Source organism: Pseudomonas sp. 3MA1, assembly GCF_029237275.1.
Taxonomy (GTDB): domain Bacteria; phylum Pseudomonadota; class Gammaproteobacteria; order Pseudomonadales; family Pseudomonadaceae; genus Aquipseudomonas; species Aquipseudomonas fluorescens_AP.
In genome coordinates this window covers 591049-606786 of the sequence record NZ_JAACFX010000003.1, presented here as the reverse complement: position 1 = coordinate 606786, position 15738 = coordinate 591049, and the positions used below count along the sequence as shown (strand labels likewise).

The following is a 15738-nucleotide window of genomic DNA, read 5'->3' as shown; positions in this document are numbered from 1 at the left end:
TCGACACACACTCTCTGCCTAGGCAGCTAATTGGTGCTCAGATGAAGCATTTCGAACCCGACGACTTTCACAATTGCCATCTCGGCCTGTTGCTTGGGCGTGCCGCCTTGCTCAAGGACCGGATCATCGACACGCACATGGAACCCCACGGCATCACGGCCGCGCAGTTCAAGGTGCTGATCATCATGGCCCAGTTCGGCGTCGATACCCCGGCCGAGTTGTGTCGTCACCTGTCCCTGGACAGCGGTTCGATGACCCGCATGCTCGATCGTCTGCAACAGAAGGATTTCCTGGCCCGCAAACGCTCGGAAGGCGACCGGCGCCAAGTGCGCCTGGTGCTGACCGAGGAGGGGCAGAAGCTTGCCGATCGGCTGCCCTACATCGGCGCCAATGCAATGAACCAACTGGCCGGTGCCATCACGCCCGACGAGTTGCGCACCCTGGAACAGATCCTCAAGAAAATCTTGCTGGCAGCCGGTGACCCGATCACTGTCCTGCGCTTAGGTGAAAAATGAGCAGTAAAACCTTGCGTACACGTGTCAGCCTGGTGCTGTTGGCCATGAGCCTGGCCGGTTGTGCCAATTACAGTGGCCTGGCGACCTCGGGGGTAAACCTTGAGGCGCAGAGCCTGGCAACCGGTCAGTCGCTCAATGGCGTGAAGCTGTCGCCGGCGGCCTGGCCACAAAGCGACTGGTGGAAAAGCCTGGGGGACAGCCAGCTCGATGGCCTGATCCAGGAAGCGTTGCGGGACAGCCCGGACATGCAGATCGCCAGCGCCCGGGCCCATCAGGCCAGCGCCGCGGCCTATGCCGCCGATGCCGAGCGGATGCCGACCCTGGATGCCAGCGCCGGCGTCAGCCGCTCGCGTCTGGCCCGCGACCAGGATCCGCTGGGGCAGGGCGGCGCCTATTCCACGGTGCGCAACATCAGCGCCACCTTCAATTACAACTTCGATCTCTGGGGCGGCCAGCGTGCGGCCTGGGAAGCCGCGCTGGGCCAGGCCCGCGCTGCCGAGATCGACCGCCAGGCGGCCAGCCTGACCCTGGCCGCCGATGTGGCCAGGGCCTACAGCGACCTGGGACGGGCCCATATCGTCCATGACCTGGCCGACGAAGACCTCAAGCGGACCCGGCAGATGCTCGATCTGAGCCGGCGTCGCCTGGATTCCGGGATCGACAGCCAGTACCAGTACCAGCAGACCGAAAGCCTGGAGGCCAGTGCCCAGGCCAGCCTGATCGACGCCGAGAAGCAACTGCAGAGCGCCAAGATCACCCTGGCGGTGCTGTTGGGCAAAGGCCCCGGCCGGGCCGACGACATCGTCCGGCCCAAGGTCCTGCAGGCCAGTGCCGTGGCCCTGCCTTCGACCCTGCCCGCCGAACTGTTGGGACGCCGGCCTGATCTGGTGGCGGCGCGCTGGCGGGTGGAAGCGGCGAGCAAGAACATCGACGCCAGCAAGACCCGCTTCTATCCCAACCTCAACCTGAGGGCCAGCGCCGGTGCCGAGTCGTTGCTGGGGGATGCGATGTTCGGCTCCGCCAGTCGCTTCTTCAGCATTGCGCCGACTGTTTCGCTGCCGATTTTCGACGGCGGGCGCCTGCGCGCCGACCTGGATGCCCGGGACGCCGACTACGACCTGGCGGTGGCGCAATACAACAAGACCCTGGTGACCGCCCTGGGGGATGTCAGCGACAGCATCTCGCAACTGCGGGATATCGGGCGGCAGATCGCCGCTCAGCAACATGCCACGGACATTGCCCGGGACTCCTACAACACCGTGGTTCAGCGCTTCGGTTCCGGTATCGGCAACTACCTGGATGTGCTGAGCATCGAGCAGCAGTTGCTCCAGGCCCAGCGCCAGCTGGCCACGCTCAATGCCCAGCAGATTGATCTGTCGATCCAACTGATGCAGGCGTTGGGGGGCGGCTTTGGCGCCCAGAACCTGGCCTCGGCCAACCCGACCCCAGCCCCGCAGACTAAATAATTCGAGGTATTTGTCATGGCCACTGCCGACACTCAAACAACCGAAAACACCCCGGACGCCGCTCAATCGCGCAAGCGCAAAGTCATGCTGCTGGGGCTCACGGCCCTGGTCATCCTGGGTGGCCTGGGCGTGTTCGCCTGGCATGAGCTCTATGGGCGCTGGAATGAAAGCACCGACGATGCCTACGTGAACGGCAACGTGGTGGAGATCACCCCGCTGGTCACCGGCACCGTGGTCAGCATCGGCGCCGACGACGGCGATCTGGTGCATGAAGGCCAGGTGTTGATCAACTTCGACCCCAACGACGCTCAGGTCGGCCTGCAGAGTGCCGAGGCCAATCTGGCGCGCACGGTGCGCCAGGTGCGTGGGCTGTACAGCAATGTCGATGGCATGCGGGCCCAGGTGGCGGCGCAGAAAGCCGAGGTCCAGAAGGCCCAGGAGAACTTCAGCCGACGCAAGAATCTGGCGGCCAGCGGAGCGATTTCCCAGGAGGAACTGTCCCACGCTCGCGATGACCTGACCTCGGCGCAAAACGCCCTGGCCAACGCCCTGCAGCAACTCAACACCACCAATGCGCTGGTGGATGACACCGTGGTTTCCAACCATCCGGATGTGCAGGCCGCGGCGGCGCAACTGCGTCAGGCTTACCTGAACAATGCCCGCAGTACCCTGATTGCGCCGGTGACCGGCTATGTGGCCAAGCGCACCGTACAGCTGGGGCAGCGGGTCCAGCCGGGCACCGCACTGATGGCGGTGATTCCTCTCGACCAGCTGTGGATCGACGCCAACTTCAAGGAAACCCAACTGCGGGACATGCGCATCGGTCAGGCGGTGGAGATCGAGGCGGACATCTACGGCAGCGATGTGAAATACAGCGGCACCATCGATAGCCTCGGTGCCGGTACCGGCAGCGCCTTCGCCTTGCTGCCGGCGCAGAATGCCACCGGCAACTGGATCAAGATCGTGCAGCGGGTGCCGGTGCGTATTCACGTGAATGCCGAAGAGCTGGCCAAGCATCCGCTGCGGGTTGGCCTGTCGACTCAGGTGAACGTCAACCTGCGGGACCAGAGCGGCCCGGTATTGGCCCAGCAGCCTCCGCAAAAGGCGTCTTTCAGCACCAATGTCTACGACCGTCAGTTGGGTGAGGCCGATACGCTGATTGCCCGTCTGATCCACGACAACAGCGCTGCCATCGGCAAGACCGCCCAGCGCTGATTCGCCAATCCGTCGACCCCGGCCGGCCTTATGGCCGGGGTGCCTGCCCTGTTCCAAAGGATTCGCGATGAGCAATAACGCGTCTTTCAAGCCTCCCAGCCTGCTGCTGAGCACCATCGGCCTGTCCCTGGCGACCTTCATGCAGGTGCTCGATACCACCATCGCCAACGTGGCGTTGCCAACCATCTCCGGCAACCTCGGGGTGAGTTCGGAGCAGGGCACCTGGGTCATCACCTCATTCGCCGTGAGCAACGCCATCGCCTTGCCGCTGACCGGCTGGCTGAGCCGGCGTTTCGGCGAGGTGAAGCTGTTTATCTGGGCCACGCTGCTGTTCGTGCTGGCCTCGTTTCTGTGCGGCATTTCCACCTCGATGCCCGAGCTGGTGGGCTTTCGGGTGCTGCAAGGGGTGGTGGCCGGCCCCCTGTACCCGATGACCCAGACCTTGCTGATTGCCGTCTACCCACCGGCGAAGAGGGGCATGGCCCTGGCGCTTTTGGCGATGGTCACGGTGGTGGCGCCGATTGCCGGGCCGATACTCGGGGGCTGGATCACCGACAGTTACAGTTGGCCGTGGATCTTCTTCATCAACGTGCCGATTGGTCTGTTCGCCGCCTGGGTGGTGCAGCAGCAATTGAAGGCACGGCCGGTGGTCACCAGCCGGCAGCCGATGGACTACATCGGTTTGCTGAGCCTGATCGTCGGAGTGGGGGCCCTGCAGATCGTCCTCGACAAGGGCAACGACCTGGACTGGTTCGAGTCCAACTTCATCATCGTCGGTACGCTGATCTCGGTGATTGCCCTGGCAGTGTTCGTGATCTGGGAAATGACCGATCGTCACCCTGTGGTCAACCTGCGGTTGTTCGCCCATCGCAACTTCCGCATCGGCACCATTGTGCTGGTGGGCGGTTATGCCGGGTTCTTCGGGATCAACCTGATCCTGCCGCAATGGTTGCAGACCCAGATGGGCTATACCGCCACCTGGGCCGGCCTGGCGGTGGCGCCGATCGGCATCCTGCCGGTGCTGATGTCGCCCTTTGTCGGCAAGTACGCCCACAAGTTCGACCTGCGCCTGCTGGCCGGGCTGGCGTTCCTGGCCATTGGCCTGAGCTGCTTCATGCGTGCCGGTTTCACCAATGAGGTGGACTTCCAGCACATCGCCCTGGTGCAGTTGTTCATGGGGATTGGCGTGGCCCTGTTCTTCATGCCGACCTTGAGCATCCTGATGTCCGACCTGCCGCCGCACCAGATCGCCGACGGCGCTGGCCTGGCGACCTTCCTGCGGACCCTGGGGGGCAGTTTTGCCGCATCGCTGACCACCTGGATCTGGATTCGCCGAGCCGATCAGCACCACGCCTACATGAGCGAGAGCATGAGCATCTTCGATCCGGTGACCCGGGACGCGCTGAACAACCTTGGTGGCGCGAGCAGCAAGGCTTACGCGCAACTGGATCAAGTCCTGACCAGCCAGGCGTACATGCTCTCGACCGTGGACTACTTCACCTTGCTGGGCTGGGGCTTCATGGGCCTGATTCTGCTGGTGTGGCTGGCCAAGCCACCCTTTGCCGCCAAGGCCGGCCCTGCTTCGGCGGGGCATTGACGCCCATTGTTGTAGGAGCTGGCTTGCCAGCGAAGGCGTCCGTAAGGGCGATGCCGGGCTTGCTGGCCGCTTCGCCGGCAAGCCGGCTCCTACGGTGGGGCGTTTGTTGCAGGGAGCTGCTTGCCAGAGAAGGCGTCCGTTCAGGGTGAACCGGGCAACGCCAGCTGCGGGGGGACGAAATCGAACGCGGCCAGTTGGAAACCCTGCTCGTCCACCTGCAAGGCCCATCCCTGCCGGTCCCAATCCCCCAGCACAATGCGCTTGGCGGCTTGCTCGCCAATCTGCAACTTGTGAATCGCCGGGCGGTGGGTGTGGCCGTGAATCAGGGTGCCCACTCCATGTTCGCGCATCACCCGCGGTATTTCGTCCGGGGTCACGTCGACAATGTCGTTGGCCTTCATGCGGGTCTGGGTCCGGCTTTCGTTGCGCAGCTTGCGCGCCAGCTTGCGCCGGGTGCCCAGCGGCAAGTGCCGCAGAATCCACAGGCTCAGCGGGTTGCGCAGGTAACGGCGCAGGCGCATGTAGGCTTCGTCGCGGGTGCACAGGCTGTCGCCGTGCATCAGCAATACCGGTTCACCGTAGAAGTCGACGACGCTGGGGTCTTTGAGCAGGGTGGCGCCGGCCGCCTTGCAAAAGGCCTGGCCCAGCATGAAATCGCGATTGCCGTGCATGAGGAAAACCTGCGTACCGCTGTCGCTCAGTTCCCGCAGTGCCTGGCAAATGGAAAGTTGGTAGGGGGTCATGGCATCGTCGCCGATCCATACCTCGAAAAAGTCCCCGAGGATGTACAGCGCCTCGGCGGCGCGGGCGCGCCCACCGAGTAAATCCAGAAACGCCCGGGTAATGTCCGGGCGCTCCTCTTCCAGATGCAGATCTGAAATCAGCAGTATCACTCAATGATCTCGGCTTTCTCGATGATCACGTCTTCTGCGGGTACGTCCTGGTGGCCGGATTTCATGGTGGTGGCCACGCCTTTGATCTTGTCGACCACTTCGGTGCCGGCGATCACTTTACCGAATACCGCGTAGCCCCAGCCCTGCACGGTCTTGCCGCTGTGGTTGAGGAAGCTGTTGTCGGCAACGTTGATGAAGAACTGCGCGGAGGCCGAATGCGGCTCCATGGTACGGGCCATGGCGACGGTGTACTTGTCGTTGGAAAGGCCGTTGTCCGCTTCGTTCTGGATGCTTGGACGCTTGTCTTTCTTTTCTTTCATGCCAGGTTCGAAGCCGCCGCCCTGGATCATGAAGTTACCGATGACGCGGTGAAATACGGTGTTTTCATAGTGACCGGCTTTCACGTATTCGACGAAGTTGGCCACGGTCAACGGGGCTTTCTCGGCGTTCAGTTCCAGCACGATCTCGCCGTGGTTGGTGGTCAGTTTGACTTGGGTCATGGTCGGTACTCTTTATAAGGAAAAGCGTTTTCAAGAAAATCCTGGGTGGCGGGGCACGCATGCGGTCCGCACCGATTTGGCCATCCTGCGGCCAAGGAGCGCAGTTTAGCGTGACAACCGCGAAATTCGAGGCTGTTTTTTCACCGCCGGGCCATTAATCGCCGCAGTTTTAAAGCTGCGCTCTGTCAGGCGCTTGACAGCATCGGCTATGATACCCGTTTTGATTTATCAGGCCGCGTCCGGCCGCGCACTTGTACGTTCAAGGATCCTATGAGCAAGCCCACTGTCGACCCTACCTCGAATTCCAAGACTGGACCGGCCGTGCCGGTCAACTTCCTGCGCCCGATTATCCAGGCGGATCTGGACTCGGGTAAGCACACACAGATCGTGACCCGCTTCCCTCCGGAGCCCAACGGATACCTGCACATTGGTCACGCCAAGTCGATCTGCGTGAACTTCGGTCTGGCCCAGGAATTTGGCGGCGTCACGCACCTGCGTTTCGACGACACCAACCCGGCCAAGGAAGATCAGGAATACATCGACGCCATCGAAAGCGACGTCAAGTGGCTGGGCTTTCAGTGGTCCGGCGAAGTGCGTTATGCCTCGCAGTACTTCGACCAGTTGCACGACTGGGCGGTGGAACTGATCAAGGCAGGCAAGGCCTACGTCTGCGACCTGACGCCTGAGCAAGCCAGGGAATACCGCGGCAGCCTCACCGAACCGGGCAAGAACAGCCCGTTCCGCGAGCGTTCGGTGGAAGAGAACCTCGACTGGTTCGCCCGCATGCGTGCCGGCGAATTCCCAGACGGTGCACGGGTGCTGCGCGCCAAGATCGACATGGCCTCGCCGAACATGAACCTGCGCGACCCGATCATGTACCGCATCCGTCACGCTCATCACCACCAGACCGGTGACAAGTGGTGCATCTACCCCAACTACGATTTCACCCACGGTCAGTCGGATGCCATCGAAGGCATCACCCACTCGATCTGCACCCTGGAATTCGAAAGCCATCGTCCGCTGTATGAGTGGTTCCTCGAGCATCTGCCGGTGCCGGCGCACCCGCGTCAGTACGAATTCAGCCGCCTGAACCTGAACTACACCATCACCAGCAAGCGCAAGCTCAAGCAACTGGTGGACGAGCAGCACGTCAATGGCTGGGACGATCCGCGCATGTCGACCCTGTCGGGCTTCCGTCGTCGTGGCTACACGCCGGCGTCGATCCGCAACTTCTGCGAGATGGTTGGCACCAACCGTTCCGACGGCGTGGTCGACTACGGCATGCTGGAATTCAGCATCCGCCAGGACCTCGACGCGAATGCCCCGCGTGCCATGTGCGTGCTGCGTCCGTTGAAAGTCGTGATCACCAACTACCCGGAAGACCAGGTCGAGAACCTCGAACTGCCGCGTCATCCGCAGAAAGAAGAACTCGGCGTGCGCCAGCTGCCGTTCGCCCGTGAAATCTACATTGACCGTGACGACTTCATGGAAGAGCCGCCGAAGGGCTACAAGCGCCTGGAGCCCAACGGTGAAGTGCGTCTGCGCGGCAGCTACGTGATCCGTGCTGACGAAGCGATCAAGGATGCCGAGGGCAATATCGTCGAGCTGCGTTGCTCCTACGACCCCGACACCCTGGGCAAGAACCCTGAAGGCCGCAAGGTCAAGGGCGTGATTCACTGGGTGCCGGCTGCCGCCAGCGTCGAGTGCGAAGTGCGCCTGTACGATCGTCTGTTCCGTTCTCCGAATCCGGAGAAGGCTGAGGACAGTGCCAGTTTCCTGGACAACATCAACCCTGACTCCCTGCAAGTGCTCACTGGTTGTCGTGCCGAACCCTCGCTGGGCAACGCACAGCCGGAAGACCGTTTCCAGTTCGAGCGCGAAGGCTACTTCTGCGCGGATATCAAGGACTCGAAACCAGGTGCTCCGGTATTCAACCGTACCGTGACCCTGCGCGACTCCTGGGGTCAGTGATTCAGTCAAGGAACTAACGTGCTAACGATCTACAACACGCTCACCAAGAGCAAAGAAGTCTTCAAGCCGCTGGATGGCAACAAGGTGCGCATGTACGTGTGCGGCATGACCGTGTACGACTACTGCCACCTGGGCCACGGCCGCAGCATGGTGGCCTTCGACCTGATTACCCGCTGGCTGCGTTTCAGTGGGTATGACCTGACGTATGTGCGCAACATCACGGATATCGACGACAAGATCATCAATCGCGCCAACGAAAACGGTGAGTCCTTCGAAGCCCTGACCGAGCGCATGATCGCGGCGATGCACGAGGACGAGGCGCGGCTGAATATCCGCAAGCCGGACATGGAGCCGCGGGCCACCGACCATATCCCTGGCATGCACGCGATGATCCAGACCCTGATCGACAAGGGTTATGCCTACGCTCCGGGCAATGGCGACGTGTACTACCGCGTCGGCAAGTTCATGGGCTATGGCAAGCTGTCGCGCAAGAAGATCGAAGACCTGCGCATCGGTGCGCGGATCGAAGTGGATGAGTCGAAGCAGGACCCGCTGGACTTCGTCCTGTGGAAAGCCGCCAAGCCGGGCGAGCCAAGCTGGCCATCGCCTTGGGGTGACGGTCGTCCGGGCTGGCATATCGAATGCTCGGTGATGTCCACCTGCTGCCTGGGCGAGACCTTCGACATTCATGGTGGCGGCAGCGACCTGGAGTTCCCGCACCACGAGAACGAGATTGCCCAGAGCGAGGCGGCGACCGGCAAGACCTACGCCAATGCCTGGATGCACTGCGGCATGATTCGCATCAATGGCGAGAAGATGTCCAAGTCCTTGAACAACTTCTTCACCATTCGCGACGTGCTCGACAAGTACCATCCGGAAGTGGTGCGTTACCTGCTGGTGGCCAGCCACTACCGCAGCGCCATCAACTATTCGGAAGACAACCTCAAGGACGCCAAGGGCGCGCTGGAGCGTTTCTACCATGCGCTCAAGGGGCTGCCGAAAGTGGCGCCGGCCGGTGGCGAAGCCTTCGTCGAACGTTTCACCCAGGTGATGAACGACGACTTCGGTACTCCGGAAGCCTGTGCCGTGCTGTTCGAGATGGTGCGTGAGATCAACCGCCTGCGTGAGAGCGATATCGATGCGGCGGCGGGTCTGGCAGCACGTCTGAAAGAGCTGGCCAGCGTGCTGGGCGTGCTGCAACTGGAAGCCGACGACTTCCTGCAGGCCGGTGCCGAAGGTCGGGTTGATGCAGCAGAAGTCGAGGCGCTGATCCAGGCCCGACTGGCAGCTCGCGCCAACAAGGACTGGGCCGAGTCCGACCGCATCCGTGACCAGATCACCGCCATGGGCGTGATCCTGGAAGACGGCAAGGGCGGCACGACCTGGCGCCTGGCTGACTAAGCTGGCGTTCGCTGCAACAAGAAACCCGCCTGGTGCGGGTTTTTTGTTGCCCTTCGAACAGCGCCGGATCAGGCCAGCGAAGCGAGGCGCTCCACCGTGTCGGGGTAGCGTTCCACCAGGCGGATCAGGGTAGTGGCCTGGGCATTGGGCGTGGCGCGGCCCTGTTCCCAGTTCTCCAGGGTGCGGGTGTTGGTGCGCAGGTACATGGCGAATACCGAGCGCGAGAGGTTGAGTTGCTGGCGGATGTTCATCACCTCGACGGCGGTGATGGGGGGCAGCTTGTCGAGTTTCACTTTATGGCTGCGCAGGGTGATCTTGCCCTGGCGCTCCTGGGTGAGGGCGTCGATGCCCTCTACCAGTTCGGAAAAGATGTCACGTTTGGTCATGTCTTCTGGCCTCGATTTCACGTTCCAGCAGTTGTTTGAGCTGTTGTCGCTGCTGCGGTAGCAGGTCGTCCATCTGCTCCTTGTCGAACAGGGTGAAGAGCCAGAACTGCGCCCCTCCGGACCACCAGTAATAAATCACCCTCAACCCGCCACGCTTGCCCTTGTTGCGTCGCTCATCGACGAAACGCATCTTGCGCAAGCCGCCAGTGCCCTGAATCAGAACACCCGCGTGCGGGTGGCGCAGCAACTCGATCTGCAGTTCGCAGAACAACTCGTCGTCAAGGAAGTCCCTTCGGTATCGTGCAAATGCCGGCAGTTCAATAAACAGAGCATTCATTTCATACGCTTCCTGCGTATAGACTGGATGACGCTACAGCTTTGGTCAAGGCCCGCTGAGCGCCGCGTTTGATCTGGCAACAGTTTATGCACACGGCGTCGGGCTGAATGTCGGACCGGGTCGACGTGACAGGAAGGGCGACTCCGAGTTTCGCTGGGAAGAGGGGAGGGCAGGGGCCAGAAACGCAAAACGGCACCCGAAGGTGCCGTTCTGTTTGTTGCGTTGAAACCTAAGCGATCAACCCGCCAGGCCCGAGTGCTGGACCAGGGTCAGCAGCGGCTGTGGGTACACGCCGAGGAAGAATGCCAGGACCGCGATGGCCAGCAGCATGACGCCACCGGCTTTCTGTTCCCAGTGCAGTTGGGCATCGACGCGGCGCAGGTTCGGCTCGATCAGGTACAGGGTGACCATCACTCGCAGGTAATAGAAGACGCCGATGGCGCTACCCATGACCAGGGAGCCGACCAGCCACCACTGGTGCGCTTCGACACCGGTAGCGATGATGTAGAACTTGCCGATGAAGCCTGCAGTCAGCGGGATACCGGCCAGGGACAACATCATCACGGTGAGCACGGCGGTCAGGTACGGACGACGCCAGAACAGGCCGCGGTACTCGTACAGGGCGTCAGCGTCACGGCCTTTGTACGGCGAGGACATCAGGGTGATCACGCCGAAGGCGCCCAGGCTGGTGATCACGTAGGTGACCAGGTACACGCCGATGGCTTCCATGGCCAGGCCCTTGCTCGCCACCAGGGCGATCAGCAGGTAACCGAAGTGGGCGATGGACGAGTAACCCAGCAGGCGCTTGAGGTTGCTCTGGGTCAGCGCCAGCAGGTTGCCCACCAGGATCGAGGCAATGGCGATCACGGTCAGCACGTTGCTCAGGACGCCGCTGCTGGCCACTGGCGACAGCTGGAACAGACGCACCAGTACCGCGAACACCGCCACCTTGCTGGCGGTGGCCAGGAAGGCCGCCACCGGAGCCGGAGCACCTTCGTAGACGTCCGGGGTCCACAGGTGGAACGGCACCAGCGACAGCTTGAAGGCCAGGCCGATCAGCATCATGCCCAGGCCCAGCTGCGCCAGCGGGCTCGGCAGCCCGGTGGCGGCCAGGGCCTGACCGATGCCGCTGAAGCTCAGGCTGCCGGCTTCGGCATAGAGCAGGGCCATGCCGAACAACAGGAAGCCCGAACCGGCGGCCGACAGCACCATGTACTTGATGCCGGCTTCCAGGGAGCGCTTGTTGAAGAAGGCATAGGCCACCAGGCCATAGACTGGTACCGAGAGCAGCTCCAGGCCGATGAACAGGCCGGCCAGGTTCTGCGCGCTGACCAGTACCAGGCCACCGGCGGCGGCCAGCAGGATCAGCAGGTACAGCTCTTCACGGTTGCCCGGGTAACCGCTGCTGCCGTCGCCCAGGTAGGCGTGGGCCAGGGTGACGCAGGCCAGGGTGGCCACCAGGATCAGGGCCATGTACAGGCAGGCGAACTGGTCGATCTGCAACAGCGGGGTGACCGCCAGCGGTGCCACTTTCAGCACCGGGAAGATCGACAGCAATGCCAGGTTCAGACCGGCCACCGACAGCAGGAAGGTCTGGGCGTGGTTGCGCCGCCAGGCGATCGCCAGCATCACCACCACAAGGGTGGCGCTGGTGATCAGCAGCGGCGCCAGGGCTATAAAGTGTTGAATCGTAAAGTCCATAGCGCTCTTACCGGGCCGAAGCGAGTTGAGTGAAGGCGGTGCTGAGCCATTGCTGCACGCCATGCATGGTGGCGGCAGAGGTATCGAGGAACGGTTGCGGGTAGACGCCGATGTAGATCAGCAGGACCGCCAGTCCCAGCACCATGATCAGTTCGCGAGCATCCATGCCGTGCAGCACCGCGTCCGACTTGGACGGGCCGAAGTAGGCACGGTGGATCATGATCAGCGAGTAGACCGAGCCGAACACCAGACCGGAGGTCGCGATCGCGGTGATCCATGGAGCGCTGACGAAGGTGCCGATCAGGATCAGGAACTCGCCGACGAAGTTGCCGGTGCCCGGCAGGCCCAGGGAGGCGGCTGCGAAGAACAGGCTGATGGCCGGCAGGTAGGCGATACGCGACCACAGGCCGCCCATTTCACGCATGTCGCGGGTATGGGTGCGCTCGTACAGCTGGCCGCTGAGGATAAACAGCGCGGCTGCCGAAACACCGTGGGCCAGCATCTGGATCACCGCGCCCTGCAGGGCCTGCTGGCTGCCGGAGTAGATACCGATCAGCACGAAGCCCATGTGGGAAACGCTGGAGAAGGCGATCAGACGCTTGATGTCGGTCTGGGCGAAGGCCAGGAAGGCACCGTAGAAGATCCCGATCAGACCCAGGGTCATGGCGATCGGGGCGAACTCTGCCGAGGCGTTGGGGAACAGTGGCAGGGCGAAACGCAGCAGGCCGTAGGCCGCCGTCTTCAACAGGATGCCCGCCAGGTCCACGGAACCGGCAGTCGGTGCCTGGGCGTGAGCGTCAGGCAGCCAGGAGTGGAACGGCACCACCGGCAGCTTCACCGCGAAGGCGATGAAGAAGCCGAGCATCAGGATGTACTCGGTGGCGGTGGACATCTTGGTCTTCAGCAACTGGGCGTAATCGAAGGTGATTACCCCGGTGTTGTTGAAGTTGACCAGCACCAGACCCAGGATCGCCACCAGCATGATCAGGCCGGAAGCCTGAGTGAAGATGAAGAACTTGGTTGCTGCGTAAATCCGGGTTTTCTTGCCGTCTGCCGAGCTGTGACCCCAGAGCGCGATGAGGAAGTACATCGGCACCAGCATCATTTCCCAGAAGAAGAAGAACATGAACAGGTCCAGCGCCAGGAACACGCCGACCACACCGCCCAGGATCCACATCAGGTTCAGGTGGAAGAAGCCCACGTGGCGCTGGATCTCTTTCCAGGAGCAGAGTACCGAGAGGATACCCAGCAGGCCGGTCAGAAGCACCATCAACAGCGACAGGCCGTCGAGGGCCAGGTGCACGTTGATGCCGAAGCGCTCGATCCACTGGTGCTTGAACTCGATGGCCCAAGTCGGATCGACGCCAGGCGCCGGAGCATATGAATAGTTACCGTGGGCCCACAGCCAGAGGCCGAGGGCGAGTTCCAGGGTCATGGTCAACAGCGCAATCCAGCGGGGGAGGGTGGCGCCGAAGCGCTCACCCAGCCAGCACAACAGGCCGCCGATGAAGGGGATCAGGATTAGCCAAGGCAGAATCATGACGGGCTCAATTCCTTTCGCAAGTTCGCAAGGTTCATATCAGACCGCTACCAGCACAATGGCGCCGATGACCAGCACGGCACCGGCTGCCATCGAGGCGGCGTACCAACGCAGTTGACCGGTCTCGGTACGGCTCAGGGAGTTGTGACCCCCTTTGGCCATACGCGGGATCAAACCGATGGTCTGATCGAGCGGGTCCTTGCGCAGTACATGGCTGATGGCCAGGTATGGCTTGACGAACAGTTTGTCGTAGATCCAGTCGAAGCCCCAGGCGGCGAACCACCAGGCCGAGAGCAGACGCCCGATGCCACTGTTGGCGATGGCGGTCACAACGCGACGCTTGCCAAGGAACAACAGGGCGGCCAGCAGGATACCGGCCAGGGCGATGGCACCCGAGGCGATTTCCAGGCTGTGCTTGGCTTCGCCACCGGCATGACCGGCGCTCAGCGGCAGCACGCCATGCAGGGGCGGAGTGATCATCGCGCCGATCCCGGTAGACAGCACGATCAGCACCACCAGCGGCAGCCAGTGAGAAATCCCGTGGCCGGCGTGGGCTTCGGTCTTGGCTTCACCGTGGAAGGTGATGAAGATCAGGCGGAAGGTGTACAGCGAGGTCATGAACGCACCCACCAGGCCGGCGTACAGCAGGCCGTGGTTGCCGCTGGCGAAGGCTTCCCAGAGGATTTCGTCCTTGGAGTAGAAGCCCGCGGTCACCAGAGGCAGGGCCGCCAGGGCCGCGCCGCCGACGATGAAGCTGGCGTAGGCCAGAGGCAGTTTCTTCCACAGGCCGCCCATCTTGAAGATGTTCTGCTCGTGGTGGCAGGCAACGATCACCGCGCCGGAGGCCAGGAACAGCAGGGCCTTGAAGAAGGCGTGGGTCATCAGGTGGAAGATCGCGCCGTCCCAGGCGCCAACGCCCAGGGCCAGGAACATGTAGCCGATCTGGCTCATGGTGGAGTAGGCGAGGATCCGCTTGATGTCGGTCTGCACCAGCGCGGCGAAGCCGGCCAAGACCAGGGTCACGCCGCCCACCAGGCCCACCAGGTGCAGGATTTCCGGCGCCAGGGTGAACAGGCCGTGGGTACGGGCGATCAGGTAGACGCCGGCGGTCACCATGGTCGCGGCGTGGATCAGTGCCGAAACCGGGGTCGGACCGGCCATCGCGTCCGCCAGCCAGGTCTGCAGCGGCAGTTGCGCGGATTTACCCACGGCGCCGCCCAGCAGCATCAGGGTCGCCAGGGTGATCCAGAAGTCGCCGGCCTGGAATTTCTGCGGTGCCAGCACCAGCAGTTCCTGGACGTTCAGCGTGCCCACCTGTTGGAACAGGATGAACAGGCCGATGGCCATGAACACGTCGCCGATGCGGGTGACGATAAAGGCCTTGAGTGCGGCGTTACCGTTGTTGCGGTTGCTGTAGTAGAAACCGATCAACAGGTAGGAGCACAGGCCCACGCCTTCCCAACCGAAGTACAGGAACAACAGGTTATCGCCCAGCACCAGGAACAGCATGCTGGCGATAAACAGGTTGGTGTAGGCGAAGAAGCGCGAGTAGCCGGCTTCACCACGCATGTACCAGGACGCGAACAGGTGGATCAAAAAGCCCACGCCCACTACTACACCCAGCATGGTCACGGACAGACCATCCAGGTACAGGGCGAAGTTCGGCGCGAAACCGTCCACCGACATCCACTGCCACAGCACCTGGGTGTAGTGACCACCCGCCGGTGGCGCGACGTTGAATTGCCAGATCACGTAGGCAGCGACGATGGCCGACAGGCCAATGGAGCCGACGCCGATCAGGGCCGAGAGGTTTTCCGAGAGGCGTCCCCGGGAGAACGACAGCAGCAGGAAACCGATCAGGGGGAATACGAAAGTCAGAAAGAGAAGGTTCATCCGCGCATCTCGCTGGCTGCATCGATATCGAGAGTGTGGAAGCGGCGGTACAGCTGCAGCAGGATCGCCAGGCCAATACTGGCCTCGGCGGCTGCCAGGCTGATCACCAGGATGAACATCACTTGTCCATCCGGCTGCGCCCAACGGGCGCCCGCAACGATGAAAGCCAATGCCGAGGCGTTCATCATCACTTCCAGGCTCATCAACACGAAGAGGATGTTACGGCGGACCATCAGGCCGACCAGACCGAGGCAGAACAGGATGCCGGCAACCGCCAGACCATGTTCCATCGGGATAGTACCTAGAGGGATAGTAGGCATCGT

Annotated in this window: 14 protein-coding genes; 6 read left to right on the top strand and 8 right to left on the bottom strand. The window is 62.3% G+C overall.

Features of this window, described 5'->3' with window-relative positions:
* Positions 1–41: 41 nt before the first annotated feature.
* The 4 genes from GWQ44_RS11750 (at position 42) to GWQ44_RS11735 (ending at position 4793) form a co-directional block, all read left to right on the top strand.
* Positions 42–515, top strand: coding sequence for a MarR family transcriptional regulator (locus tag GWQ44_RS11750; RefSeq protein ID WP_016965731.1), 474 nt, complete (start codon positions 42–44; stop codon positions 513–515).
* On the top strand, positions 512–1981 hold the full coding sequence (locus GWQ44_RS11745; protein ID WP_103741650.1) for an efflux transporter outer membrane subunit: 1470 nt from the start codon (positions 512–514) through the stop codon (positions 1979–1981). The genes GWQ44_RS11750 and GWQ44_RS11745 overlap by 4 nt, the downstream gene beginning before the upstream one ends.
* A gap of 15 nt (positions 1982–1996) precedes the next feature.
* Positions 1997–3196: an HlyD family efflux transporter periplasmic adaptor subunit gene (locus GWQ44_RS11740; RefSeq protein WP_275927388.1), complete on the top strand. Its 1200-nt coding sequence runs from the start codon at positions 1997–1999 to the stop codon at positions 3194–3196.
* A 67-nt stretch (positions 3197–3263) separates the two neighbouring features.
* Complete coding sequence (locus tag GWQ44_RS11735) at positions 3264–4793, top strand: DHA2 family efflux MFS transporter permease subunit (RefSeq protein WP_047305323.1); 1530 nt, start codon at positions 3264–3266, stop codon at positions 4791–4793.
* A gap of 140 nt (positions 4794–4933) precedes the next feature.
* Here the strand turns inward: GWQ44_RS11735 and lpxH are convergent, their stop codons facing one another.
* Entirely contained in the window at positions 4934–5686 is a 753-nt protein-coding gene (gene lpxH, locus GWQ44_RS11730) for a UDP-2,3-diacylglucosamine diphosphatase (RefSeq protein ID WP_275927387.1), read from the bottom strand.
* Entirely contained in the window at positions 5683–6186 is a 504-nt protein-coding gene (locus tag GWQ44_RS11725) for a peptidylprolyl isomerase (protein ID WP_016965727.1), read from the bottom strand. Before GWQ44_RS11725 ends, lpxH begins: the two co-directional genes overlap by 4 nt.
* 270 nt (positions 6187–6456) lie before the next feature.
* Here GWQ44_RS11725 and GWQ44_RS11720 point away from each other — a divergent pair, with 270 nt between their 5' ends.
* Positions 6457–8157: a glutamine--tRNA ligase/YqeY domain fusion protein gene (locus GWQ44_RS11720; RefSeq protein WP_016965726.1), complete on the top strand. Its 1701-nt coding sequence runs from the start codon at positions 6457–6459 to the stop codon at positions 8155–8157.
* Positions 8158–8175: 18 nt separating this feature from the next.
* Positions 8176–9558, top strand: coding sequence for a cysteine--tRNA ligase (gene cysS / locus GWQ44_RS11715; protein WP_016965725.1), 1383 nt, complete (start codon positions 8176–8178; stop codon positions 9556–9558).
* Between the two features lie 68 nt (positions 9559–9626).
* Here cysS and GWQ44_RS11710 read toward each other — a convergent pair whose 3' ends face one another.
* The 6 genes from GWQ44_RS11710 to nuoK form a co-directional block, all read right to left on the bottom strand.
* The gene (locus GWQ44_RS11710; protein ID WP_275927386.1) at positions 9627–9944 is read right to left on the bottom strand and encodes a transcriptional regulator; all 318 of its coding nucleotides are present in this window, start codon (positions 9942–9944) and stop codon (positions 9627–9629) included.
* Positions 9931–10281 carry a hypothetical protein gene (locus tag GWQ44_RS11705; RefSeq protein WP_016965723.1) on the bottom strand — a complete coding sequence of 117 codons (351 nt, stop codon included), beginning with the start codon at positions 10279–10281 and terminating at the stop codon, positions 9931–9933. The genes GWQ44_RS11710 and GWQ44_RS11705 overlap by 14 nt, the downstream gene beginning before the upstream one ends.
* Positions 10282–10518: 237 nt before the next feature.
* Positions 10519–11982, bottom strand: a complete 1464-nt coding sequence (gene nuoN / locus GWQ44_RS11700) for an NADH-quinone oxidoreductase subunit NuoN (RefSeq protein ID WP_015636299.1) — start codon at positions 11980–11982, stop codon at positions 10519–10521.
* Positions 11983–11989: 7 nt separating this feature from the next.
* On the bottom strand, positions 11990–13522 hold the full coding sequence (gene nuoM / locus GWQ44_RS11695; protein WP_016965722.1) for an NADH-quinone oxidoreductase subunit M: 1533 nt from the start codon (positions 13520–13522) through the stop codon (positions 11990–11992).
* A gap of 39 nt (positions 13523–13561) precedes the next feature.
* Entirely contained in the window at positions 13562–15415 is a 1854-nt protein-coding gene (gene nuoL / locus GWQ44_RS11690) for an NADH-quinone oxidoreductase subunit L (protein ID WP_047305320.1), read from the bottom strand.
* Complete coding sequence (nuoK, locus tag GWQ44_RS11685) at positions 15412–15735, bottom strand: NADH-quinone oxidoreductase subunit NuoK (RefSeq protein WP_016964784.1); 324 nt, start codon at positions 15733–15735, stop codon at positions 15412–15414. The genes nuoL and nuoK overlap by 4 nt, the downstream gene beginning before the upstream one ends.
* Positions 15736–15738 lie beyond the last annotated feature (3 nt).

Excerpts from the sequence above, each read along its gene's own strand:
- GWQ44_RS11720 (WP_016965726.1), top strand. The coding sequence starts at position 6,457 with ATGAGCAAGCCCACTGTCGACCCTACCTCGAATTCCAAGACTGGACCG.
- GWQ44_RS11745 (WP_103741650.1), top strand. The coding sequence starts at position 512 with ATGAGCAGTAAAACCTTGCGTACACGTGTCAGCCTGGTGCTGTTGGCC.
- GWQ44_RS11710 (WP_275927386.1), bottom strand. The coding sequence starts at position 9,944 with ATGACCAAACGTGACATCTTTTCCGAACTGGTAGAGGGCATCGACGCC.
- GWQ44_RS11740 (WP_275927388.1), top strand. The coding sequence starts at position 1,997 with ATGGCCACTGCCGACACTCAAACAACCGAAAACACCCCGGACGCCGCT.
- GWQ44_RS11725 (WP_016965727.1), bottom strand. The coding sequence starts at position 6,186 with ATGACCCAAGTCAAACTGACCACCAACCACGGCGAGATCGTGCTGGAA.
- GWQ44_RS11750 (WP_016965731.1), top strand. The coding sequence starts at position 42 with ATGAAGCATTTCGAACCCGACGACTTTCACAATTGCCATCTCGGCCTG.
- nuoM (WP_016965722.1), bottom strand. The coding sequence starts at position 13,522 with ATGATTCTGCCTTGGCTAATCCTGATCCCCTTCATCGGCGGCCTGTTG.
- nuoK (WP_016964784.1), bottom strand. The coding sequence starts at position 15,735 with ATGCCTACTATCCCTCTAGGTACTATCCCGATGGAACATGGTCTGGCG.
- nuoN (WP_015636299.1), bottom strand. The coding sequence starts at position 11,982 with ATGGACTTTACGATTCAACACTTTATAGCCCTGGCGCCGCTGCTGATC.
- nuoL (WP_047305320.1), bottom strand. The coding sequence starts at position 15,415 with ATGAACCTTCTCTTTCTGACTTTCGTATTCCCCCTGATCGGTTTCCTG.
- GWQ44_RS11735 (WP_047305323.1), top strand. The coding sequence starts at position 3,264 with ATGAGCAATAACGCGTCTTTCAAGCCTCCCAGCCTGCTGCTGAGCACC.
- GWQ44_RS11705 (WP_016965723.1), bottom strand. The coding sequence starts at position 10,281 with ATGAATGCTCTGTTTATTGAACTGCCGGCATTTGCACGATACCGAAGG.